Source organism: Streptomyces sp. ALB3 (assembly GCF_044385685.1).
Lineage (GTDB): Bacteria > Actinomycetota > Actinomycetes > Streptomycetales > Streptomycetaceae > Streptomyces.
Window position 1 is genome coordinate 1 of sequence record NZ_JBISCE010000044.1, and the last position, 22,439, is coordinate 22,439.

General features: G+C 72.0%; 22 protein-coding genes, 1 tRNA gene and 1 pseudogene. 11 read left to right on the forward strand and 13 right to left on the reverse strand.

Annotated features, from left to right (window positions below; all coding sequences use genetic code 11):
- Positions 1-281: pseudogene (locus ACHFIV_RS28570) on the reverse strand (allantoate amidohydrolase); the annotation flags it as partial.
- On the reverse strand, positions 278-1,942 hold the full coding sequence (gene hutU, locus ACHFIV_RS28575) for a urocanate hydratase (RefSeq protein ID WP_398974964.1): 1,665 nt from the start codon (positions 1,940-1,942) through the stop codon (positions 278-280). The gene hutU and the pseudogene ACHFIV_RS28570, both read right to left, overlap by 4 nt.
- Positions 1,943-2,068: 126 nt before the next feature.
- Here hutU and ACHFIV_RS28580 point away from each other — a divergent pair, with 126 nt between their 5' ends.
- The 5 genes from ACHFIV_RS28580 (at position 2,069) to ACHFIV_RS28600 (ending at position 5,783) form a co-directional block, all read left to right on the forward strand.
- Positions 2,069-3,418, forward strand: a complete 1,350-nt coding sequence (locus ACHFIV_RS28580; RefSeq protein WP_398974967.1) for an APC family permease — start codon at positions 2,069-2,071, stop codon at positions 3,416-3,418.
- Positions 3,419-3,618: 200 nt separating this feature from the next.
- Positions 3,619-4,023 (forward strand): hypothetical protein, encoded by a 405-nt coding sequence (locus ACHFIV_RS28585; RefSeq protein ID WP_398974969.1) that lies wholly within the window; start codon positions 3,619-3,621, stop codon positions 4,021-4,023.
- Positions 4,020-4,826, forward strand: a complete 807-nt coding sequence (locus ACHFIV_RS28590) for a winged helix-turn-helix domain-containing protein (RefSeq protein WP_398974971.1) — start codon at positions 4,020-4,022, stop codon at positions 4,824-4,826. The genes ACHFIV_RS28585 and ACHFIV_RS28590 overlap by 4 nt, the downstream gene beginning before the upstream one ends.
- A gap of 38 nt (positions 4,827-4,864) precedes the next feature.
- Positions 4,865-5,332: a roadblock/LC7 domain-containing protein gene (locus ACHFIV_RS28595; RefSeq protein WP_398974974.1), complete on the forward strand. Its 468-nt coding sequence runs from the start codon at positions 4,865-4,867 to the stop codon at positions 5,330-5,332.
- A gap of 76 nt (positions 5,333-5,408) precedes the next feature.
- Entirely contained in the window at positions 5,409-5,783 is a 375-nt protein-coding gene (locus ACHFIV_RS28600) for a hypothetical protein (protein ID WP_398974976.1), read from the forward strand.
- Between the two features lie 10 nt (positions 5,784-5,793).
- Here the strand turns inward: ACHFIV_RS28600 and ACHFIV_RS28605 are convergent, their stop codons facing one another.
- Positions 5,794-6,333, reverse strand: coding sequence for a hypothetical protein (locus ACHFIV_RS28605; RefSeq protein WP_398975514.1), 540 nt, complete (start codon positions 6,331-6,333; stop codon positions 5,794-5,796).
- A gap of 156 nt (positions 6,334-6,489) precedes the next feature.
- Positions 6,490-7,338 carry a MurR/RpiR family transcriptional regulator gene (locus tag ACHFIV_RS28610; RefSeq protein WP_398974979.1) on the reverse strand — a complete coding sequence of 283 codons (849 nt, stop codon included), beginning with the start codon at positions 7,336-7,338 and terminating at the stop codon, positions 6,490-6,492.
- Positions 7,339-7,488: 150 nt separating this feature from the next.
- Between ACHFIV_RS28610 and ACHFIV_RS28615 the strand changes: the two genes are divergently transcribed.
- On the forward strand, positions 7,489-8,070 hold the full coding sequence (locus ACHFIV_RS28615; protein ID WP_398974980.1) for a thioredoxin domain-containing protein: 582 nt from the start codon (positions 7,489-7,491) through the stop codon (positions 8,068-8,070).
- A gap of 118 nt (positions 8,071-8,188) precedes the next feature.
- Here the strand turns inward: ACHFIV_RS28615 and ACHFIV_RS28620 are convergent, their stop codons facing one another.
- Together ACHFIV_RS28620 and ACHFIV_RS28625 are read right to left on the reverse strand one after the other, a co-directional pair.
- The gene (locus tag ACHFIV_RS28620) at positions 8,189-9,004 is read right to left on the reverse strand and encodes an SAM-dependent methyltransferase (RefSeq protein WP_398974982.1); all 816 of its coding nucleotides are present in this window, start codon (positions 9,002-9,004) and stop codon (positions 8,189-8,191) included.
- A 122-nt stretch (positions 9,005-9,126) separates the two neighbouring features.
- The gene (locus ACHFIV_RS28625; protein WP_398974985.1) at positions 9,127-9,930 is read right to left on the reverse strand and encodes a maleylpyruvate isomerase family mycothiol-dependent enzyme; all 804 of its coding nucleotides are present in this window, start codon (positions 9,928-9,930) and stop codon (positions 9,127-9,129) included.
- A 130-nt stretch (positions 9,931-10,060) separates the two neighbouring features.
- Between ACHFIV_RS28625 and ACHFIV_RS28630 the strand changes: the two genes are divergently transcribed.
- Positions 10,061-10,477: a hypothetical protein gene (locus ACHFIV_RS28630; RefSeq protein ID WP_398974988.1), complete on the forward strand. Its 417-nt coding sequence runs from the start codon at positions 10,061-10,063 to the stop codon at positions 10,475-10,477.
- Positions 10,478-10,812: 335 nt separating this feature from the next.
- Here the strand turns inward: ACHFIV_RS28630 and ACHFIV_RS28635 are convergent, their stop codons facing one another.
- A complete protein-coding gene (locus tag ACHFIV_RS28635; protein WP_398974991.1) occupies positions 10,813-12,216 on the reverse strand; it encodes a cystathionine beta-synthase in 1,404 nt (467 codons plus the stop codon).
- Positions 12,217-12,371: 155 nt separating this feature from the next.
- Here ACHFIV_RS28635 and ACHFIV_RS28640 point away from each other — a divergent pair, with 155 nt between their 5' ends.
- From ACHFIV_RS28640 to ACHFIV_RS28650, 3 genes are all read left to right on the forward strand, one after another.
- On the forward strand, positions 12,372-13,415 hold the full coding sequence (locus ACHFIV_RS28640) for an SGNH/GDSL hydrolase family protein (protein ID WP_398975516.1): 1,044 nt from the start codon (positions 12,372-12,374) through the stop codon (positions 13,413-13,415).
- A 181-nt stretch (positions 13,416-13,596) separates the two neighbouring features.
- A complete protein-coding gene (locus ACHFIV_RS28645) occupies positions 13,597-14,817 on the forward strand; it encodes an acetyl-CoA C-acetyltransferase (protein WP_398974993.1) in 1,221 nt (406 codons plus the stop codon).
- 274 nt (positions 14,818-15,091) lie between these two features.
- Positions 15,092-15,913, forward strand: coding sequence for a hypothetical protein (locus ACHFIV_RS28650; RefSeq protein WP_398974996.1), 822 nt, complete (start codon positions 15,092-15,094; stop codon positions 15,911-15,913).
- On the opposite strand, the gene ACHFIV_RS28655 is transcribed toward ACHFIV_RS28650, so the two are convergent.
- Complete coding sequence (locus tag ACHFIV_RS28655; protein ID WP_398974999.1) at positions 15,910-16,239, reverse strand: hypothetical protein; 330 nt, start codon at positions 16,237-16,239, stop codon at positions 15,910-15,912. The two genes, ACHFIV_RS28650 and ACHFIV_RS28655, sit on opposite strands and share 4 nt — an antisense overlap.
- A 100-nt stretch (positions 16,240-16,339) precedes the next feature.
- Here ACHFIV_RS28655 and ACHFIV_RS28660 point away from each other — a divergent pair, with 100 nt between their 5' ends.
- Positions 16,340-16,570, forward strand: a complete 231-nt coding sequence (locus ACHFIV_RS28660; RefSeq protein ID WP_398975001.1) for a DUF4287 domain-containing protein — start codon at positions 16,340-16,342, stop codon at positions 16,568-16,570.
- A gap of 75 nt (positions 16,571-16,645) precedes the next feature.
- On the opposite strand, the gene ACHFIV_RS28665 is transcribed toward ACHFIV_RS28660, so the two are convergent.
- The 5 genes from ACHFIV_RS28665 to ACHFIV_RS28685 all read right to left on the reverse strand — a co-directional run bounded on the left by ACHFIV_RS28665 (position 16,646) and on the right by ACHFIV_RS28685 (position 22,435).
- A complete protein-coding gene (locus tag ACHFIV_RS28665; RefSeq protein ID WP_398975004.1) occupies positions 16,646-17,533 on the reverse strand; it encodes a Bax inhibitor-1/YccA family protein in 888 nt (295 codons plus the stop codon).
- Positions 17,534-17,859: 326 nt separating this feature from the next.
- A tRNA-Leu gene (locus ACHFIV_RS28670) sits at positions 17,860-17,946 on the reverse strand.
- A gap of 249 nt (positions 17,947-18,195) precedes the next feature.
- A complete protein-coding gene (locus ACHFIV_RS28675; protein ID WP_398975007.1) occupies positions 18,196-20,601 on the reverse strand; it encodes a glycoside hydrolase family 2 protein in 2,406 nt (801 codons plus the stop codon).
- Positions 20,598-21,509 carry an ATP-binding cassette domain-containing protein gene (locus ACHFIV_RS28680; protein ID WP_398975009.1) on the reverse strand — a complete coding sequence of 304 codons (912 nt, stop codon included), beginning with the start codon at positions 21,507-21,509 and terminating at the stop codon, positions 20,598-20,600. Before ACHFIV_RS28680 ends, ACHFIV_RS28675 begins: the two co-directional genes overlap by 4 nt.
- Complete coding sequence (locus ACHFIV_RS28685; RefSeq protein ID WP_398975012.1) at positions 21,491-22,435, reverse strand: ABC transporter ATP-binding protein; 945 nt, start codon at positions 22,433-22,435, stop codon at positions 21,491-21,493. The genes ACHFIV_RS28680 and ACHFIV_RS28685 overlap by 19 nt, the downstream gene beginning before the upstream one ends.
- Positions 22,436-22,439: the final 4 nt, after the last annotated feature.

Sequence of the window (22,439 nt, forward strand, 5' to 3'; positions counted from 1 at the left end):
GGGGGGGGGGACCCCGCCGGGCAGCGCGGGCGGGCGGCGGCCCACGCGTACGGGGGGTACCCGCCGCTGCCGGGGTCGAGCCCGATCGGTGCGAGACCACGCCACATCGAGTCGAACGACTCGGGCTCGGGCAGCGGTCGGGACTCCGCCCCCGGTCCGTTCCGCTCGGCCGGCGCCGGGCGGCTCCCGCCCGCACGGCCGGCCGTCGTCCCGCTCATCGCCGGCCTGCCGCCCGCCGCCACGCCCGTCGGCCCCGGACCGCCGCTCGCCGCCGGGGTCACCGGGCCTCGTCCTCCGTCATCGGGACCCGCACACCCTTGTCGGAGGCGACGGACTCCGCGATGTCGTACCCCGCGTCGACGTGCCGGATGACGCCCATCCCGGGGTCGTTCGTGAGGACCCGCCGGATCTTCTCTCCCGCGAGTTCCGTGCCGTCGGCGACCGTGACCTGGCCCGCGTGGATCGAGCGCCCCATGCCCACACCGCCCCCGTGGTGCAGGGACACCCAGGACGCGCCCGAGGCCACGTTGACCATGGCGTTGAGCAGGGGCCAGTCCGCGATGGCGTCGGAGCCGTCGAGCATGGCCTCGGTCTCCCGGTAGGGAGAGGCGACCGACCCGCAGTCCAGGTGGTCGCGGCCGATGGCCAGAGGCGCGGCGAGCTCCCCGCTCGCCACCATGTCGTTGAACCGCTCGCCCGCGCGGTCGCGTTCGCCGTAGCCGAGCCAGCAGATCCGGGCCGGCAGTCCCTGGAAGTGGACCCGCTCACCGGCCATCCTGATCCAGCGGTGCAGCGACTCGTTCTCCGGGAAGAGGTCGAGCAGGGCCTTGTCCGTCTTGTGGATGTCCGATGCCTCACCCGACAGGGCGGCCCACCTGAAGGGGCCCTTGCCCTCGCAGAAGAGGGGCCGGATGTACGCGGGAACGAAGCCCGGGAAGTCGAACGCGCGCGCGTATCCGGCGAGCTGGGCCTCGCCCCGGATGGAGTTGCCGTAGTCGAAGACCTCGGCGCCCGCGTCCATGAAGCCCACCATCGCCTCGACGTGCGCGGCCATCGACTCGCGGGCGCGCCGGGTGAAGTCGGCCGGCTTCTCGGCCGCGTAGGAGGCCATGTCGTCGAAGTCGACGCCGACGGGCAGGTAGGCGAGCGGGTCGTGCGCACTGGTCTGGTCGGTGACGATGTCGACGGGGGCGCCCTCGGCGAGCATCCGGGGCAGCAGCTCCGCCGCGTTGCCCAGCAGGCCGATGGAGAGCGGGCGCCGCGCGTCCCGGGCCTCGACGGCCAGCTGGAGGGCGTGTTCGAGCGAGTCGGCCCGGACGTCCAGGAAGCGGTGCTCGATCCGGCGCTCGATGGCGCGCGGGTCGCAGTCGACGCAGAGGGCCACGCCGTCGTTCATGGTGACGGCCAGCGGCTGGGCGCCGCCCATGCCGCCGAGTCCGGCCGTCAGCGTGATGGTCCCCGCCAGCGTCCCGCCGAACCGCTTCGCGGCGACGGCGGCGAAGGTCTCGTAGGTGCCCTGGAGGATCCCCTGGGTCCCGATGTAGATCCAGGACCCGGCGGTCATCTGGCCGTACATGGTGAGCCCGAGTGCCTCCAGACGGCGGAACTCCTCCCAGTTGGCCCAGTCACCCACCAGGTTGGAGTTGGCGATCAGGACGCGCGGCGCCCATTCGTGGGTCTGCATCACGCCGACCGGCCGCCCGGACTGGACGAGCATCGTCTCGTCCTGCCTGAGCGTCCGCAGGGTACGGACCATGGCGTCGAAGGAGCGCCAGTCGCGGGCCGCCTTGCCCGTGCCGCCGTAGACGACGAGCTTGTCCGGGTGTTCGGCGACCTCGGGGTCGAGGTTGTTCTGCAGCATGCGGAGGGCGGCTTCCTGCTGCCATCCCAGGGCGCTCAGTTCCGTACCGCGCGGTGCCCGTACGGGGCGGGGTCCTGACATGGGGCTGCCTCCTCGCGAATGTGACTCTCCTATTCACATCCTGTCTGGCTGAATACTCCTAGTCAACAGGTGAGGTACGCGCCCGTCGGGGCAGGCCTGTTGTCACCACACTCCCGGGGAGGCCCCGTGTCCGCATCGCAGCCAACGACCCCGGCCGGTGAGCCCGCGCTCAAGCGGGCCATCGGCCCCAAACTCCTCATCCTGTTCGTCATCGGCGACATCCTCGGCACCGGCATCTACGCCACGACCGGCAAGGTCGCGGGCAAGGTCGGCGGGGCCCTGTGGCTGCCGTTCCTGATCGGCTTCGTGGTGGCGATCCTGACGGCGGCCTCGTACGCGGAGCTCGTCGGCAAGTACCCCAGGGCGGCCGGCGCCGCTCTCTACACCCAGAAGGCGTTCAAGGTCCCGTTCCTGACCTTCATCGTCGCCTTCATGGTCATGTGCTCGGGACTGTCCTCCGCCAGCGCCGCGGCCCGCGCCTTCAGCGGCGACTACCTCGGGGAGTTCACCGACGCCCTGCCGCCCACGCTCATCGCGATCCTCTTCATCCTCGCCCTCGCGGCGATCAACCTGCGGGGCGTCTCCGAGTCGGTGAAGGCCAACGTCGTCCTGACGCTCGTCGAGCTCAGCGGCCTCCTGGTGATCCTCTCGATCGGCGCCTACGCCGTGCTGACGGACGGCGGCGAGCCCTCCCGGCTCACCGACCTGGAGACCGGCGGCACCGCGTACGCGCTGATCACCGGCGTCCTGGGCGCGACCGCACTCGGCTTCTTCGCCTTCGTCGGCTTCGAGGACTCGGTGAACATGGCCGAGGAGACCCACAACCCGGCCCGGACGTTCCCGCGCGCCATCTTCATCGGCGTCGCGGTGACGGGCACCATCTACGTCCTGGTCGCCCTGATCTCGTCCCTGCTGGTCGACTCCCGCACCCTGGAGGGGTCCAGCGGTCCGCTGCTGGAGGTGGTGAAGGCGGGCGGCCTCGACTTCCCGCCGAAGCTCTTCGCGCTGATCGCCCTCTTCGCGGTCACCAACTCCGCGCTGATCAACATCATGATGGCCTCGCGCCTCTGCTACGGCATGGCCAACGAACGCATCCTGCCCCCCGCGATGGGCCGCGTCCTCGCCCGGCGCCGCACTCCGTGGGTCGGCATCGTCTTCGTGACCGTGCTCGCCGTCGGCCTCGTCTCCACGGGCGAGATCGAGGGGCTCGGCGACACCACCTCGTTCCTCCTCCTCTGCGTCTTCGCCGTCGTCAACATCGCCGTGCTGGTGCTGCGCAAGGACCGCGTGGACCACCACCACTTCCGCACGCCGACGGTCCTGCCCGTACTGGGGGCGATCACCTCGCTGATCCTCGCCTCCCCGATGGCCGACCGCGCCGGGGACGTCTACGTCCGGGCCGGGATCCTCCTGCTGATCGGGATCGGTCTCTGGGCGGTCAACAAGGCGGTGATGTCGTCCCGCGAGAAGGCCTGACGCGAGGCGGGCGGACCGGATCCGCCGCGGGAGGACAGCCGGCCGGGCCCGTTCCGGCCGGCTGTCGCGCGTCGGCCTGCCGCCCCCTACCGGGCCCGCCGCATGTACCTGTGGAAAATGCCAGAACTCCCACCAGGCGCACACACGTTGCGTAGCCTCTCCATTACACCCGCACACCACGTCGGGAGGGGGAGTTCGCGGTGCCCGGAATCGACGAATGTCTGATCGAGGTCATGAGGCTGCCCGGTGCCAGGGGTGCCTCGGTGGTCGACTGGACGAGCGGTCTCGCGCTCGGCACCATCGGCGAGTCACCCAACGGCGACCACGAGGCCACGGCGGCCGAGACGGCCGAGGTGGCGAGGATGGCAGCCGAACAGCCGGTCTTCGCCCAGGCGCACGCGCCCGGCGGCTCTCCGGAGGCGTCGGCCCCCGCCGTCGAGGACGTCATCGTCACCACCGCCCCCGGCTACCACATACTCCGGTTCGTCGAGACGGCCTTCGACAGCAGCGTCTTCCTCCACCTCTGGCTGGACCGCGCGGAGGGCAACCTCGCCCTGGCCCGCATGAGGCTCGGCGAGATAGCGGAGCGGCTGGTCCTCGCATGAGCCCCTCCGTAGCCGCCCGGCCGGACTCACCCGAACAGACCACCCCCTCGCCCATGCTGCAGCGGCTCGCGGCGGAGCGCGCGACCGGCGCCCTGATGCGCGACCGCGGCACCCTGTATCTCGCCGACGGCCAGGTCGTCCACGCGGAGAGCCCCGCGACCCCCGGTATCGACGTCCTGCTCACCACGGGCGGGGCCCTGCGCTCCGAAGGCTGGTGGGAAGCGGTCGCCCAGGCGGGCGCCGGGCAGCGGGTCGGACGGTATCTGGTGGACAGCGGCCGGGTCCCCGGCGGTGCGCTGGAGCTCTGCCACCTGGGGGCGCTGTACGACGCGGCGTTCTTCGCCCTGGCCCCCACCCACACACCCGCCCGGTTCCGCTACGGGATCTCCCACTGGATCGGCCCCGTACGCCCCGTGCCCGTGCACGCCGTGCAGCGCGAGACGCTGCGGCGCCGGGAACTCCTGGACCGGATCTGGCCGGACGCGCTCACCGACAGCGCGCCGCTCTCCCCCACGTCCCACCCGGTCGACGCCCCGGTCCCCCCACGCCAGCGCCGCGTCCTGGCCCTGGTGAACGGCGAGCGCACGGCCACCGACATCGCCCGGGAACTCGGGCGCTCGGCGTTCCACACCCTGGTCGACCTGCGCCGGCTGGCGGCCGCCGGACTGGTCGAAGCGGTGCGCCCGGCCACGGCCGGGTCGGCTCCGGTGTCCGGACAGAGCCGCATCACGCTCCCCGAGGTCACGGCCGACCCCGACGTCGCCCTGCTGCGCCGGCTCAGAGACGCATTGGAGGCCCTGTGATACGCGCGCTCAGACAGCGTGCCGGGAGGAGACAGCTGATGGTGCCCGAGGCAGAGACGCAGGACGTTCTCGACGAGCTCCAGCGCTTACGCGCCCGGGTGCCGCTCCTGACCGGCGCACTGGCGGCCAGCACCGACGGCCTGGTCGTCGCCCACGACACCCCGGGCGTCGAGGCCGAGGGCGTGGCCGCGCTGACCGCCGCCGCGCTCGGCGTCTCGATCCGCATGACCGACGCCACCGGACGCGGTGGCTTCCGCGAGCTCCTGATCCGCGGCGGGAGCGGCTACATCGCCACGTACGCGGCGGGCTCCTCCGCCGTCCTCACCCTGCTGGCCGAGGACCGCATCAACGTGGGCCGCCTCCATCTCGAGGGCCGCCGCGCCGGTGCGCGCATCGGCGAGCTGGTCGACTCCGCGCAGGACCGCGCCGACCGCGCCGCGCCCCCTCCCCGCCCGCAGCAGTCCAGGGCGCTGCCCCGCCGCCCCACCCCTCCGGATCCCACGTGACACCCGCACCAGCCGACAACGCACCAGCCAGTAACGGACCGGCCACCGGGCCGGCCAGGGAAAGGAAACGAGCACTATGGCCAACACCGAAGCATCACTGAAGGACGCGATGGCGTCGATCGAGGGGGCCGTCGGTGTCGCACTCGTCGACTACACCAGTGGCATGGCCCTGGGCACCCTCGGCGGTGGCAAGGACTTCAACCTCGACGTCGCGGCTGCGGGCAACACGGACGTCGTCCGGGCGAAGCTGCGGACCATGGAGCACCTGGGCATCAAGGACGAGATCGAGGACATCCTGATCACCCTCGGCACCCAGTACCACCTGATCCGCCTGCTCAAGACCCGTGGCAGCAACGGCCTGTTCCTCTACCTCGTGCTGGACGGTGCCAGGGCCAACCTCGCGATGGCCCGCCACCAGCTCCGGAAGATCGAGGCGGAGCTGGAGGTCTGACCCGGCCTTCTCACCGGCGGCGACGCCGCGCCCCGCCGGGCGCGGCGTCCCCCGCCACGGGCCCGGTCGTCCGGTAGCCCTTCACCCGCCTGCCCGCGGGCCGGCCACGCTCCACCCAGTCGGTCCGCACCCAGTACAGGACGTCCTCCCGCCGCTCCCGCCGCCCCAGCCGTACGGCCTTCAGCCACAGCCCGGCCCCCGCACCGGCCAGCACGAGCCCGCCGGCACCCGGCAGCACGTACGCGACGGCGACCGCCCCGAGGAACGCGCCGGCCAGCCACCAGCGGTGACCGCGCCGCCAGTTCCGTACGGTCACCGCCCGGTCCTGCAGGAAGTCGCCGCGTCCGGCCCGTGTGGCGCCCTTCGCGAGCTCCGCGTACCGCCCCGCCCCGGTGAACGCCACGGCGACGAGTGTCACCAGGAACAGCGCGGCCCCCGCCAGCAGCCCGGTCCGCCGGCCGGTGAGGCCCGGGACGAACGCCCCGACGGCTGCCGCCAGCAGCCCCGGCCACCACAACGGCGCGGCCCCCGCCCGTACGATCACGGCCACCCTCGCCAGCGACTGCGCTCCGCGCACCACGTCCGTACCCCTCTCCCACGGTTGCCTGTGGACCTTCTGGGCGCGGAGATTAACGGGCACAGATGAGCGGCGTCTGAGAACCGGCGGAAGCGGGCCGTCCGGACCGCCGGCCGCCCCGGGCCCCGGCTACTCGACGAACAGACCCCGGGCGGCAGCCCTCGCGTCGAACTCCTCGAGCCGCGCCTGCGCCTCGGGCAGCCCGTCGCACATGGCCTCCAGCAGTGCCCGCCCCAGCAGCATCGGCGCGCAGGCGGTGTCGAAGGCCAGCCCGGTCCCCACGGCGGCCGGGATCAGCAGATCGCTGTGGGCCGCCACCGGGGCGAACGCCGAGTCGGCGACGGTCACGACGGTCAGCCCGCGCTCCCGCGCGTACGCCAGCGCGTCCACGGCCTCGCGGGGGTGCCGGGGCAGCGCGAAGCACATCAGCGCGCTCGCCCCGGCCCGCCGGGCGGCGTCGATGCGGTCGTGCAGCATGCTGCCGCCCTCGTCGAGCACCCGCACGTCCGGGTGCACCTTGGCGGCGAAGTACCCGAACCCCCGGGCCTGCGAGGAGGCGGCCCGCAGGCCGAGTACGAGCAGTGGCCTGGATTCCGCGAGCAGCCGCCCCGCCCGCTCCACCGGGGCCGGATCGGCGAGCAGTTCGGAGAGCTGCCGCAGATTCTCGATCTCCGCCCGGACCGCCTGCTGGTACTCGTTGAAGGTCTCCTCACCGCCACGGCCGTCGGCCGCCGCCTCCGGCGTGACCTCCCTCAGGTGCCTGCGCAACGCCGGGTACCCGTCGAACCCCAGCGCCACGGCGAAGCGTGTGACGGACGGCTGGCTGACACCGGCCAGCTCCGCCAGCTCCACACTCGACAGGAAGGGAGCGTCGGCGGCCCGCCGCACCATGGAGTGCGCGATCCGCCGCTGGGTGGGCGTGAGCCGCTGCCCCTCGAAGAGCCGCTGCAACCGCGCAGCCGGGCTGCTCCCGCTCATGCTGTCCCCTCCACAGTTCCACCGCACCGGTCCGGTGCCGAAAAATCCATTCAGCCAGCAAGCGGTCTGCATGTCCATATACAGCCCCGGCCCGGGTCCCGGCCGGCCGCTCGCATTGCGGGACCGCCCTCCGCTGCCGACCCTGGGGTCATGATCCCAGCCAATACGAGAGGGCCGGGCGGCGTCATCGTCCGCTACGGCGCCGGCGATGCCACGCACGTGCTGAGTGTCTACGCAGACCTGCGCTGCCCCTACTGCAAGCGCATGGAGCTCGGGCTCGGCGCCGTGATGGAGCGGGCCGCGGACGAGGGCCGCTTCGCGGTGGACCACCACTTCGGCACGTTCATCGACGACGCCGCCGGCGGCAGCGGCTCCCTGGAGGCACTGGCCGCGCTGGGAGCCGCCGCCGACGAGGGGCAGAAGCCGTTCATGCACTACCTGCGGGCGCTGTACGCCGATCAGCCCAGCGAGGACGTCGACGCCTTCGCGGACCGGGACACCCTGCTGCGGCTGGCCGGCGAGGTCGAGGCACTGCACGGCGACGCCTTCCGGCAGAAGGTCGTGGAGCGCACGTACCTGCCCTGGGCGGCACAGGTGTCGGCGGCCTTCGGCGCGAGCGGCGTCCGGTCCACCCCGACGGTCCTGATCGACCGCACCCCGGTACCCGTCATCAACGCCCTGGGGTACGCGGTCACCCCGGAGGCCTTCCTCGCCGAGGTGACTCCCCCGTGAACGCCCGGCGCGTCCGGTCAGCGGGTGCGGTGAGGGCCGCGGCCGGCGCCGGAACGGGGCGCGTCCCGCAGACGGCGCGTGCCCTCGCGGCCGTGCGCGCCCTCGGCGCCGCGTGCCGTCAGGGCTTGCGCGCGACACCGCCGAACATGGCCACCTCCTCGGGCAGGCCGTCGCCGCCCGGCTCCGGGCGCCAACGGCTGCACGACACCACCCCGGGGTCGAGGAGCTCCAGCCCGTCGAAGAACCGGGTGACGTCGCGAGGTGTCCGCTGTGTCAGCTTCGGCGTGCCGTTCTCGTTCCAGAACTCCACGGCCGCGTCGACGTCGGGCATCGAGGGATCGGTGACCGTGTGGGAGAGGACGAGGTGGCTCCCGGCCGGCAGGGCGTCCATGAGCCGGCGGACCAGCCCGTACGCCTCGGCGTCGTCCTCGATGAAGATGACCACGCCCAGCAGGACGAGCCCGACCGGCCGGCTGAGGTCGAGCGTCTTCGCCGCGTGCTCCAGGATGACGTCGGCGTTGCGCAGGTCCTCGTCGAGGTAGTCGGTCCTGCCTTCGGGCGTGCTGGTGAGCAGAGCGCGCGCGTGGGCGAGTACCAGCGGGTCGTTGTCGACGTAGACGATGCGGGACTCCGGCGCCAGACGCTGAGCCACCTCGTGGGTGTTGTCGGCCGTCGGCAGGCCGGTGCCTATGTCGAGGAACTGCCGGATCCCGCGGTCGGCGACCAGATGGCCGACCGCCCGCCCGAGGAACAACCGGTCCTCCCGGGCGTAGTCGCCGATGCCCGGGTGCAGTGTGCGGATGTGGTCACCGGCGGCCTGGTCGACGGGGTAGTTGTCCTTGCCGCCCAGCCAGTAGTTCCAGATCCGGGCGGTGTGAGGCTGCGACGTGTTGATCCGGTCGGCCTGGTCGGGCACGGGTCCTCCTGGAGACATCGGGTCCGGGGACGTCGCAGCGGAAGCCACCGGGTCCGACGTCCGGTCAACAGGCAGCCTATCCAGGCCCGTTGCACGGCCCGGGGCGGCCCGGGGCCACCTGCCGTCCCGTGCCCGGGGGGTCAGAACACGACACGCGCCGCCATCAGCGCGGCCCGCGCCCCGGGATCGCCCTCCAGCTCCGGACGGGCGCGCGGCGGCCGTCCGGACAGGTGCCGGGCGAAGTCGACGGCGTCCGCGTGGAGAGTGGCGGCCGGCGTGCCGATGCCCAGCAGACGGCGTCCCCCCGCGGGACCGTGGAGGTCGACCTCCACAGCGGGGCCCGTCCAGGAAAGGGCCAGGTCGAGCACGACCTGGTCCACGATCTCCCGGTCGTGCCCGTCGAGGACCAGCTCGGCCCCGGTGGCGTCACTGAGGTCCACCCGGTGCATCCAGGTGTCGCGGGCGACGATGACGTTGCCGAGGTAGTCCATCGAGTCGTCCGGCAGCGCCTTCGCTTCCGGGTAGAGCCAGCTGGGCCGGATCCTGCGGCGGAGGGCAGCCGGTGTGCGCCGCACGGCGACGAGGCCCTGGGGGGCGAAGTGCGCCAGGGCACCGATCAGTTCGCGTCCCGGGACGGCCTGCCTGTCCTCGATCTGGACCTGGTTGTGCCCGTCCAGCCGGCCGAGGTGCGGATGGGTCCGCGCGGCCTGCCGGATCCGGCGCACGGCGACCCAGGGGCGGGGCAGCTCCTCGTACTGGCCGACGGTGTGGGCCAGCATGTCCCGGACCGTCCAGCCGGTGCAGACGGTCGGGCGCGGCCAGTCCGCGTCGGGCAGTTCACGGAAGGTGGAGAGCGTCGCCCGCAGCTCGGCCTCGTTGACCAGGCGGGCCCTGGTCCCGGACGTGCGGGGAATGGCCCGGGCGGACGATGTCGTGGTGGCCATGGGCGCGCCTCCCGTCTCCCGGCATCAACGCTACGCCGGCGGGTGCGGTGCCGCCCTCCGCTGCGGGGCGGCGAAACAGGGGGGCTAACCCCAATGACCGGGGTGCCCGCGCGTTCGTACCGTGACACCCATGGAAGCCCGTGACCCTGAGCTCAGGCGAGAGCTCGACGCCACCCTGAAGGCCCGCAGCGAGCTGGGGCCCGAGTACGAGTCCGCGCTCATCGACTCCTTCCTGGAGAAGGTCGAGCAGCGGCTCGCCGGCACGCACGACCAGCGGACGCGGCGGCAGCTCGCCGAACAGCAGATGGCCGCCGTCCGGGGCGGGCAGCCCGCCAGGCCGGCCGGCACCTTCGGGGAGCGGTTCGGCTTCGGGGTCGTCTCGCTGGTGCTGGCCGTCCCCCTGTCCGCGATCGGTGTCGCGAACGCCGGGATCGAGGGACTCGTCGTGGCCTGGCTGGGGATCTTCGGCGTGAACGCGGTCCACGCCGCACGCGCGTGGCCGTGGGACCGGAGGAAGCACCGGGCCCGGTCCGACTGGGACGGCTGAGCGGGCCGGCAAGGCCGAGGAGGCCGGACGGCCGGGACGGGGGCGGCCGGGCCGCCCCTCACGTCCGCACGCATGATCGCGGGGACCGCCGCACCCCCGGTTGCCCAGGGGGCGGGACGACGGCGGTCCCCGCGAGGGACGCGGCCCCGGGTCAGGGCCGGGGGTCGCGTCCTGGCGACGGTGGAGGTCCGGGAGCCGCTCCGTAGTCCGTGTCGCCGTTTGCGGGGCCGGCGGGTTCCCCCGCCGACACCCCTTACTGTGCCGGAGCCGTGTTAAGCCGGTGCTGCGCCGACGTGTCGCGCTCGTACCGTTCGGGCGAAACCCGGGAACCGGCGCTACTGCTTGGGGGCCGCGCCCTTCGCCAGGAAGGCCAGCAGGTCCTGCCTGCTCACGACGCCCGTCGGCTTGCCCTCGACGAGGACGATCGCCGCGTCGGCGCCGCCCGAACCGCTGAGCACGGCCATCAGGTCCTCGACCGGCTCGCCGGAACCGACGTGCGGCAGCGGGGCCGACATGTGCTTCTCCAGCGGGTCGGACAGCGAGGCCCGCTGGGTGAACAGCGCGTCGAGGAGTTGACGCTCCACGACCGAGCCGATGACCTCGGCGGCCATCACGTCCGGGTGTCCCGCGCCCGGCTTCACGATCGGCATCTGGGAGACGCCGTACTCCCGCAGGACGTCGATGGCCTCGCCGACGGTCTCCTCCGGGTGCATGTGGACGAGCGAGGGGAGCGGCCCCTCCTTGAAGTCGAGCACCTCGCCGACACGGGCGGAGGGGCCGGCGTCCTCGAGGAAGCCGTAGTCGGCCATCCACTCGTCGTTGAAGATCTTGCTCATGTAGCCGCGTCCGCTGTCAGGGAGCAGGACGACCACCACGTCGTCGGGACCGAGGCGCTCGGCGACCCTCAGGGCCGCGACGACCGCCATCCCGCACGAGCCGCCGACGAGCAGACCCTCCTCCTTGGCGAGGCGGCGGGTCATCTGGAAGGAGTCCTTGTCCGAGACCGCGACGATCTCGTCCGTGACCGCAGGGTCGTAGGCACTCGGCCAGAAGTCCTCACCGACCCCCTCGACGAGGTAGGGGCGACCGGAGCCGCCCGAGTAGACGGACCCCTCCGGGTCCGCGCCGACGACCTGCACGCGGTTCTCGCTGATCTCCTTGAGATAGCGGCCCGTGCCGGTGATCGTGCCGCCGGTCCCGACGCCCGTGACGAAGTGGGTGATCCTCCCCTCCGTCTGCTCCCAGAGCTCGGGACCCGTGGTCTCGTAGTGCGAGCGCGGGTTGTTGGGGTTGGAGTACTGGTCGGGCTTCCAGGCCCCCGGCGTCTCGCGGACCAGCCGGTCGGAGACGTTGTAGTACGAGTCCGGGTGTCCGGGGTCCACGGCCGTCGGGCAGACGACGACCTCCGCGCCGTACGCGCGCAGTACGTTGATCTTGTCCGTGGACACCTTGTCCGGGCAGACGAAGATGCACTTGTAGCCCTTCTGCTGGGCGACGATGGCCAGGCCGACGCCCGTGTTGCCGCTGGTCGGCTCCACGATCGTGCCGCCCGGCCGGAGCTCTCCGCTCTGTTCTGCCGCCTCGATCATGCGCAGCGCGATGCGGTCCTTCACCGACCCGCCGGGGTTGAAGTACTCGACCTTGGCCAGGACCGTCGCCTGAATGCCTGCCGACACATTGCGCAGCCTGACCAGCGGGGTGTTGCCGACAAGACTGATCATCGAATCGTGGAATTGCACCGTGTACTCCGGGGTCTCCGAGATGGTCAGGCAAGAGTATGCGTACGGGCAGGAGATTGGACGAAGCGATTGAGCTACGCCCCCGACGGGGCAGGTAGTGCTGTGTACGGCTGTGCGGCACGGAGGAGGTGGACCGGACTGTGTCGAGAGCGAGGGTGGCGCGGCGGATCGCGGCGGGTGCGGCCTACGGGGGCGGCAGCGTCGGGCTGATCGGTGCGGCGACGGTGGGCCTGGTGCTGGCCGAGGTGCAGCTGGCGAAGCGGCGGGTGGGCGGGGGCAGCGCACCGGTCCCGCCGAGCGCGGACGGGCGGTACGGAGTGGCGTTCGCCGGCCCCTCCGACCCGTTGCGCTTCGTCCTGCTCGGCGACTCGACGGCGGCGGGCCAGGGCGTGCGCAGGGCCGGACAGACCCCGGGTGCGCTGCTGGCGTCAGGACTGGCGGCGGTGGCCGAACGGCCGGTCGACCTGCGGAACGTGGCCCTGCCGGGTGCGCGGTCGGACGATCTCGACCGCCAGGTGTCCCTGGTGCTGGCCGATCCCGCGGGGGTGCCGGACGTCTGCGTCATCATGATCGGCGCGAACGACGTGACCCACCGGATGCCGGCGACCCAGTCGGTGCGCTGTCTGAGCACGGCCGTGCGGAGGCTGCGCACGGCCGGCGCCGAGGTGGTCGTGGGCACCTGCCCGGACCTGGGCACGATCGAGCCGGTCTACCAGCCGCTGCGGTGGCTGGCCCGGCGGGTGAGCCGGCAGCTCGCGGCCGCCCAGACCATCGGCGCGGTGGAACAGGGAGGGCGGACGGTCTCGCTGGGCGACCTGCTCGGTCCGGAGTTCGAGGCGAACCCCCGGGAGCTCTTCGGCCCCGACAGCTACCACCCGTCGGCCGAGGGGTACGCGACCGCCTCGATGGCGATGCTGCCGACCCTGTGCGCCGCACTCGGCCTGTGGCCGGAGTCCGACCGGCTGGACGGCTCGCGCCGCGAGGGCATGCTGCCGGTGGCCAAGGCGGCCTCCCGCGCCGCGCGGGAGGCGGGCACCGAGGTGACGGCGGCACGCGCTCCGTGGGCCCTGCTCAAGCACCGCAGGCGCCGGCGGCTGCCCGCCCACACGGAACCGGTGCCGCACGAGGACCGGGAGTGGGGCTCGGGCGGCAGCCATCTGCCCGGACACGGGCCGGGGGCGACGTGGCGGCGGGCCTGAACCCGCCGTCCTCCGCCGGGCCGGTACCGGGAACCGCGCGGGGGAACATTGCGGGCGACTGAGCGGTTGCTTAGAAAAGAGGTCCGCATCACATCGCCTGTCGGGTGACCTCAGCTGTACGTCCGGGTAACTTCCAAGGCAGCCCAGCCTTCCTGCCTTCCAGCCCTCATGGAGCCGCGTGATGCCCGAAGCCGTGATCGTCTCTGCTGCCCGTTCACCCATCGGCCGGGCCTTCAAGGGGTCCCTCAAGGATCTGCGCGCGGACGACCTGACCGCGACCATCATCCAGACGGCGCTGGCCAAGGTCCCCGAGCTGGACCCGAAGGACATCGACGACCTGATGCTCGGCTGCGGCCTCCCCGGCGGCGAGCAGGGCAACAACCTGGGCCGCATCATCGCCGTGCAGATGGGGATGGACCACCTCCCCGGCTGCACGGTCACCCGCTACTGCTCGTCCTCGCTCCAGACCAGCCGCATGGCGCTGCACGCCATCAAGGCCGGTGAGGGCGACGTCTTCATCTCCGCCGGTGTCGAGATGGTGTCCCGCTTCGCGAAGGGCAACTCCGACAGCCTGCCGGACACGCGCAACCCGTTCTTCGCCGACGCCGAGGCCCGCACCGCCGCCCGGGCGGAGCAGGAGGGCACGAGCTGGACCGACCCGCGCGAGGAGGGGCTCGTCCCCGACGCGTACATCGCGATGGGGCAGACCGCCGAGAACCTGGCCCGGATCAAGGGCGTCACCCGTCAGGACATGGACGAGTTCGGCGTGCGGTCGCAGAACCTCGCCGAGGAAGCCATCAAGAACGGCTTCTGGGAGCGTGAGATCACGCCCGTGACCACGCCGGACGGCACGGTCGTCGCCAAGGACGACGGCCCCCGCGCGGGCGTCACCCTGGAGGGTGTGCAGGGCCTGAAGCCGGTGTTCCGTCCCGACGGGCTCGTCACCGCGGCCAACTGCTGCCCGCTCAACGACGGTGCCGCCGCCCTCGTGATCATGTCCGACACCAAGGCGCGCGAGCTGGGCCTGACCCCGCTGGCCCGCATCGTCTCGACCGGTGTCTCCGGCCTGTCCCCCGAGATCATGGGCTACGGACCGGTCGAAGCCAGCAAGCAGGCGCTGAAGCGCGCCGGGCTGACCGTCGACGACATCGACCTGGCGGAGATCAACGAGGCGTTCGCCGCGCAGGTCATCCCGTCCTACCGCGACCTCGGCCTGCCGTTGGACAAGGTCAACGTCAACGGTGGCGCGATCGCCGTCGGCCACCCCTTCGGCATGACCGGCGCCCGCATCACCGGCACGCTGATCAACAGCCTGCAGTTCCACGACAAGCAGTTCGGCCTGGAGACGATGTGCGTGGGCGGTGGCCAGGGCATGGCCATGGTCATCGAGCGGCTGAGCTGATCCGAGGCGCGGGGCGGGGCGTGCGCCGCCCTCCCGCATGAGGGCCGTTTCGAACCGGCCGAGCCCCGACCGTGACCGAATCTCCCCCAGGATGTGATCTGCGTCCCGGGGGAGAGTCGTTCCCGCAGGTCACACCAGCCACAGGGCTCAACACCGGGCACAAAGACCTGTCCAATTCGTGACGTAATGCACTGACAGCAGGCACCGGTACAGGACAAGCTGATGTAGGAAGTCGGGGGTGTCGATTGAAACCGGGAGTATGTCAGTGAGCGCCATGCCGTTTGCCCTGTTGCTGACCACCGCCGCTGCCACGGCCGTCGGCGCCGCCGCTCTGCACGCCGCACACGGGCTGCGCAAGCAGGTCACGGCCCTGCGCGCCGAGCTGGCGGAGGGGCGGAGTCTCCACGCGTCCATGCCCGAGCAACGGAACCGGAGCACCGGCACGCCCGCCGAGGAGATACGCGCCGCCGTCGCCGACGCACTCGCCGAGGAGCGGGAGCGCGAGCTCGCGGAGGCGCGCGCCTTCTGGGCGGCCCAGGAGGCACGCGACGCCGCCGACGCCCCGTCCCTGCTGGGCGGACTCGGCGACGACGCCCCGTTCTTCATGCCCCGGCAGAGCGACTTCGCGGGCCTGGAGGCGATGGACCTCGAAGCGGGTGAAGCCCTGGACGAGCTGACGGAACTCACGGACATGCCCGAGCTCGCGGAGTTCCCCGAGGACTCCCCCGAGCTGGCCGCGGCCCGCCGCCGCCACCCCTCGCACCCCGACTTCGTCCCCGTGCAGACACCCGTGGTCACCGACCATGAGCGTACCGTCAACCGGCTGGAGCGGCTCGCCGACACCGGTACGGAGCTCACCGACGTGCGCCCCGGCCCCCTCGGGACGCTCGACGTCTACGTCTTCGCCGACGGCACCACGCTGTGCATGACCCCGGGCCACCGGGAGACCGCCGAACGGCTCGCCGCCTCGCTGCGCTCCGGTGAGCAGCCGGTGCTGCTGGGCGGTTCCGGGGTGTCGGGCGCCTACGCCCTGACGTTCTCGTGCGGCGAGGAGAACGTCTACATCCTCGCCGACCGCGTCATCGCCTCGTTCTAGCGTGGCCCGGGCGCGAAGGCCCTCACCGCCGCCTCCTCGACACACCGCACGGCCTCGTCCAGCTCCTGGGACGAGGCCGTTTCCAGTGCCACGGCGAGGTCCCGCCCCGCGACCGCGACCTGGTCGCCGACCGCGAATATCCCGACGTCCGGCATGGTCCTCGGTTCCCGGTCAGGCGCTTCGGCGCGCTGGGCCCGGGCGGACAGCTCCCTGGCCGTCTCCAGGGCCTCGGCGGCCGCACCACGCTGCAGCCGGCTCTGCGGAGTGCTCCGCAGGCGGTCGGCGAATCGGTCCACGGCGGTGATCAGGGGTGTCGTATCCAGCACGCCGTGACCCTACGCGCCCCTCCCGGATGGTTGCCAACGCGCCGGCACTCGGGCACGGTGTCGGGAAGGACCAGCAACGCGTACCGCGTCGGAGGCGCCGATGTCTCAAGTCTTCTCCGAAGAAACCCATCGCAACCTGCTCTCCCGGATCCCCCGCCGCACCGGCCGCGACATCGCGGAGTGGCTGCGCACGGTCGACGAAGGCCCTTCCCTCTTCCGCTTCGAGGAGAAGGTCAGCTGGCTGCGGAGCGAGCACGACCTCACCTACGGCCACGCCAAGGCGATCATCCACGAGTACGACCTGAGACGGGCCGCACGCAAACTCCTGTGACACCCGCGCTCCCCGCGACGACGGAACGGCCCGCAGGCGATGCCTGCGGGCCGTTCCGTCGTCGCGCTTACGGGGTCAGTCGTTCCCGTTGAGGATGGAGAGCAGACGCAGCATCTCCAGGTAGATCCACACCAGGGTCAGGGTGAGGCCGAAGGCCGCCAGCCAGGACTCCTCGCGCGGTGCGCCGAAGTTGATGCCGTCCTCGACCTGCTTGAAGTCCAGGGCCAGGAAGCAGGCACCGAGGATGATGCCGATGACTCCGAAGAGGATGCCCAGACCGCCGCTGCGGAAGCCGAGGCCGTCACCGCCGCCGAACACGCTGAACAGCAGGTTGACCATCATCAGGAGCACGAAGCCCACGGCCGCGGCCATCACGAAGCCGTAGAAACGGCGGGTGACGCGGATCCAACGCATCTTGTACGCGATGAGGACACCGGCGAAGACACACATGGTGCCCATCACCGCCTGCATCACCGTGCCGGGGCTGATGTAGGTGCTGACCGTGCTGGAGATCACCCCGAGGAAGACACCCTCGAAGGCCGCGTAGGCGAGGATCAGCGCGGGCGAGGCCTTGCGCTTGAAGGACTGGATGATCGCGAAGACGAACGCCACCAGGGCCGCGCCGATGGCGATGCCGTAGGACTTGCCGAGGTTGGCCTCGTCGACGGGCAGCAGGGCCCAGGAGAGCGCGGCGGTGAGCACCACCGTGCCCAGCGTCATCGCCGTGCGCGTGACGACGTCGTCGATCGTCATCGCGCCCGAGCGCGCCGGCGCCTGCGGGGCGCCGTACTGGGTGTCCTGCTGTGCGTAAGGGTTCGTGGCGTACGGGTTGGCGGCGGTGCCCTGCGCGTACGGGTTGGCACCCGCTGCGGGGGCCCCGGCCTGCGGCGCCGCGTTGAAGCCCGCGTAGCCGTTGTCGCGGCTGAACCCCCGTCGCGAGAAGACCGGGTTGCTGCTCCTCATTTCACTCCTCCATGGCCACCGTGCGTGGCCTTGCCACAAGAGTAATGGGTAGGCAAAACAATCGCCCTAGTACCGGAGGAGGATCTTCGCGGGAGCCGGCGGCCCCGATCCCTCCGGCGTGGTACGGAAACCTCGTACCCGCCGGGACCGGTCCGCAAAAGGAGGCGGCGGCGGGGAGCCGCCGTCCCGCCGGGGCGTCCAGGAGGCAGGGGCCCCGGCACGCAGAGTGATCAGCCGGTCCGGGGGCGCGACCGCGTCGCGGGCTGCCGCGAGAAGTTGACGGCTGAATGAGTGAGGGAACCGGCCGGGCCCACCGGCGGTGCGGGTGGTGCCCGGAGCCGGACTCGAACCGGCACGCCCCCGAGGAGGCAGCGAGGTTTAAGCTCGCCGTGTCTGCATTCCACCACCCGGGCGTGGGCGCGCGGCTCCGCGTCTGGCACATGACCCTATCCGGGAGCGTCCCCCGGACAGCGGAACATCCCCTCGATGTTGTCTTATTTTATTGACCATGTGAGGGTCCGTCAGACTTCGCTCACCGCATCAGCACACGCCCGGCCCGGGCGAGGGGGACGAACCCCGGCAAACGGGAATGACGGAAACTCGCCGCACCCGTACGGCCCATTCGCCACGGGCCGCGCCACCGTTCGCCAGGGCCCGCCACCTCACCCGACGACGGTGTCGTTGACGCACCGCAGAACCGGCCGCGATCCCAGCGCCTCCGGATCCTTCAGGACCGCGCCCGTGACGTGGAACACCGCGCTCTCGCCGGGCAGCAGGGTGACGAGCATGTCGTCCACCTCCGCTGCCGGATCCAGCCGGTCGGGGAACAGCGCGAGGTCGCGCAGCAGCGTCCGCGCCGTCACCGTGACCCGGTAACCGATGCCCGACTCGTCACCCTGGGTCACCGTGACGTGATAGCGCGCCGGCGGCAGCGCGAGGCGCGTGTCCTCCTCGTAGAACTCCACCGCCCGCAGTTCTCCCAGCTCCGCCACCAGCACCTCGCGCGTCCTGTCGGCCGGCTCGGCGACCGAGGACGGCAGGGGCACCCGGGTGACGCCACGGGCCGCCGTGCCCACCGCCACCTTCTCCTCGGCCAGGACCGTGCCGTCCAGGGAGCGCCGGGTCAGCCGCAGGGTGCCCTCCCACGGCCGGGGGGAGTCGTTGACCAGGTGCAGGGCTCCGTCCCGCACGGCCATCAGCCGGTCCGCGTACACCGAGCGCAGGGCGTACCAGAGTGGTTTGCGGCGGCCGTCGCCGTCCACGGCGGCCCAGGAGACGACCGGCCAGCAGTCGTTGAGCTGCCACACGATCGCGCCCATGCAGTACGGGCTCTGCGAGCGGAAGTGGCGGATGCCGAAGGCGACAGCGCGGGCCTGGTTCAGCTGGGTGAGCCAGTGCCAGTCGTCGAAGGACGCGGGCTGCAGGAGGTGGTCCCCGAGGCCGCGCAGCAGCTTCGCGTCGCCGTCCTCCGCCTTCTGGTGGTGCGCGAGCAGCGGGGCGTCCGGCTCCAGCGTGCCGCTGACCGCGCGGCGCAGGGTGGCGTACGCGGGCGGACCCTGGAAGCCGAACTCGGCGACGAAGCGGTGGGCGGTGTCGGCGTAGTGCCGGTAGTCGACCCGGTTCCACACCTCCCACAGGTGGACCGTGCCGCTCGCGGGGTCGTTGGGGGGCAGCCCGGGTGAGCCGGAGTAGGGCGATCCCGGCCAGTAGGGGCGTGAGGGGTCCGTCTCGGCGCACAGGGCGGGCAGCAGCTCGTGGTAGTAGCCGTGGCCCCAGCTGCGGCCCTCCAGCTCGTCCTGCCAGCCCCAGTCGGCGTGGCCCTCCAGGTTCTCGTTGTTGCCGCACCAGAGGACCAGCGAGGGGTGCGGGGCCAGCCTCACGATGTTCTCGCGGGCCTCCGCGGCCACTTCGTCGTACAGCGGCTGCTCCTCCGGATAGGCCGCGCAGGCGAACGGGAAGTCCTGCCAGACCAGCAGCCCCTTCTCGTCGGCCAGCTCGTAGAAGTCGTCGCTCTCGTAGAGGCCGCCGCCCCACACCCGGACCAGGTTGACGCCCGCGGCGATCGCCTGGTCGAAGCGGTCCGAGATCCGCTGCCTGGTGACCCTGGCCGGGAAGCAGTCGTCGGGGATCCAGTTCACGCCTCGCACGAAGAGCGGTTCGTCGTTGACCGAGACGCGGAACGCCTCGCGTTCCAGTCCCACGCTCCGGAAGCCGGTCCTGCCGCTCCACGCCTCGTCGCCGAGGCGGACGGTGACGTCGTACAGCGGTTGCTCGCCGTGGCTGTGCGGCCACCAGCGAGCGGCCCCGGGGACGGGCAGGGTGACGGCGGCACGCTCGTCCCCGGCCGGGACGGTGAACACCACCCGTTCGCCTGCCACCTCCACCGACGCCTCCAGGGGTCCGTCTCCGGCGCGCCGGACGGCGAGGGTGACCGCCAGGCGCGGCACCCCGTCACCGTCGAGGTCGCCGAGGACCTTGACCTCGGCCATCCGCGGACCGGACCAGGACTCCAGCCCGACCGGCCGCCAGATACCGGAGGTGACCAGGGTCGGCCCCCAGTCCCACCCGAAGTTGCAGGCCATCTTGCGGATGAAGGGGTACGGCTCGCTGTACGCGCCCGGCCGGTCGCCGAGCTTGTCGCGCATCGCCTCGGCGTAGGTGTACGGGGCGGTGAAGCGCACGGTCAGGGTGTTGACGCCCTCGCGCAGCAGCGGCCTGACGGGGAAGCGGTAGCTGCGGTGCTGATTGGCGGTGGTTCCGGCCTCCGTGCCGTTGAGCAGGACCGTGGCGACGGTGTCCAGTCCGTCGAAGCACAGGTCGGTGGACTCGTGCGCGTCGGCGGACCACTCGAAGGCGGTGCTGTACGTCCAGTCGGTGCGTCCGATCCAGCCGAGCCGCTTCTCGTTGTCGTCCAGGTAGGGGTCGTCGATGAGCCCGGCGGCCATCAGGTCCGTGTGGACGCATCCGGGGACGGCCGCGGGGACGCCCTCCGGGGGGAGCTCCACCGGTACGGGGCCGTCGGCACGGAGTGTCCAGCCGTCGTGCAGGGGCAGGTGGCGAGGGGTCACGCGGAGGTCCTTCCGCAGTCGGGGAGACCGGCACAGGCGACGAAGTGGTCCGGCTCGGTCTCGTGGAGGCCGGTGTCCCGCGCGCCCCCCTCGTGGTAGGCGCAGGCCTCCACGGGTACGGCGGGCGTCCAGGGCTCGTTCAGCCGGGGGACCGCCGCCAGGAGGGTGCGGGTGTAGGGGTGCAGAGGGTTGCCGAAGACCTTCTGGGTGTCACCGCGTTCGACGACCCGGCCGTTCCGCAGCACCACCGTCTTCTCGGCGAGGTAGGTGCCCAGGGAGAGGTCGTGGGTGATGTAGAGGACGCCGAGGCCGCGTTCCTTGAGGCCCGCGAGGAGGTTCAGCACATCGATGCGGGTGGAGGCGTCGAGCATGCTGGTGATCTCGTCGGCGACCAGGAAGCGCAGGTCGAGCAGGAGGGCGCGGGCGATGAGCAGGCGCTGCAGCTGGCCGCCGCTGAGCTGGTGCGGGTAGCGGCCGAGCACCTGACCCGGGTCCAGGCGTACGTCCCGTACGGCCTTCTCCACCCGCTCCGCCCACTCCTTGTCGGTGACGCCCGGGTGGTAGGCGCGGCGGACGAGGGCGAAGACGCGGTCGGCCTTGAAGACGGGGTTGTAGCAGCTGAAGGGATCCTGGAAGACGCCCTGGACCCGGCGGTAGAAGTCCTTGCCCGGCCGGACCGGTTCCCCGTCCAGGGTGAGACTGCCGGCACTGACCCGGGTGAGGCCCAGCACCATGCGGCCGATGGTGGACTTCCCGCTGCCGCTCTCGCCGATGAGCGAGACCAGTTCGCCGGGCGCCGCCTCGAAGGACACCCGGTCCACCGCGGTGACGGACCCGCCGCCGAAGGCGCCGGCCCGGAAGGTCTTGGTGACACGGTCGAGGGTCAGCATCAGGCCGCCTTCCAGCATGCGACGGAGTGGCGGGGGGCTATCTCGACGACCGGCGGTTCCTCGGCGCACCGGCTGTCGGCGAGCGGGCAGCGGTCACGGAACCGGCAGCCCGCGGGCGGGTCCAGCAGGGACGGCGGGGAGCCCTCGATGCCTCGGAGCGGCTTGTCCCTGTAGCGGGCGCCCACCTGGGGCAGCGACCCGATCAGCATCTTGGTGTACGGGTGGCGGGGCTCGGTCGTCAGCACCTTGGTGGGGGCCTTCTCGGCGAGCTTGCCCGCGTACATGACCATGATCGAGTCGGCGATGTGCGAGGTCAGTCCGAGGTCGTGGGTCACGAAGATCATGCTGGTGACCAGGCCCTTGTCGCGGAGGCCCCGGAGGGCGCCGACGACGGCCTGCTGGTTGGAGACGTCCAGGGCCGAGGTGACCTCGTCGGCGATGAGGACGGAGGGGTCGAGCAGCGTGGAGATCACCATGACGGCGCGCTGCTTCATGCCTCCGGACAGCTCGATCGGGTAGCGCTCCAGGACGTCGGGTTCCAGGCCGACGAGTGCGAGCCTGCGGTGGAGTTCGCCGGTGTCCACGGCGACGCCGCGTGAGGCCAGGAGCTCGCGGATCATGCGTCCGATGCGCCGGGTCGGGTTGAGGGCGCTCATCGAGTACTGCGGGACGAGCGAGATCCTGTGGAAGCGGTAGGCGTTCATCGCGCGGTCGTCGGAGAGCGGCAGCTCGTCGCCGTCCAGGGTGACGGTGCCGCCCGCGTGCCGCATCCGTCCGTCGAGCCGGATGAGGGACTTGCCGAGTGTGGTCTTGCCACAGCCGGACTCGCCCGCCAGGCCCAGGATCTCGCCGTCCGCCAGGTCGAAGCCGACGCCGTCCAGCGCCCGGACCTCGCCACGCAGCGTGCGGTAGTGCACCCGCAGATCGTTGACGGTCAGGGTCATGTGC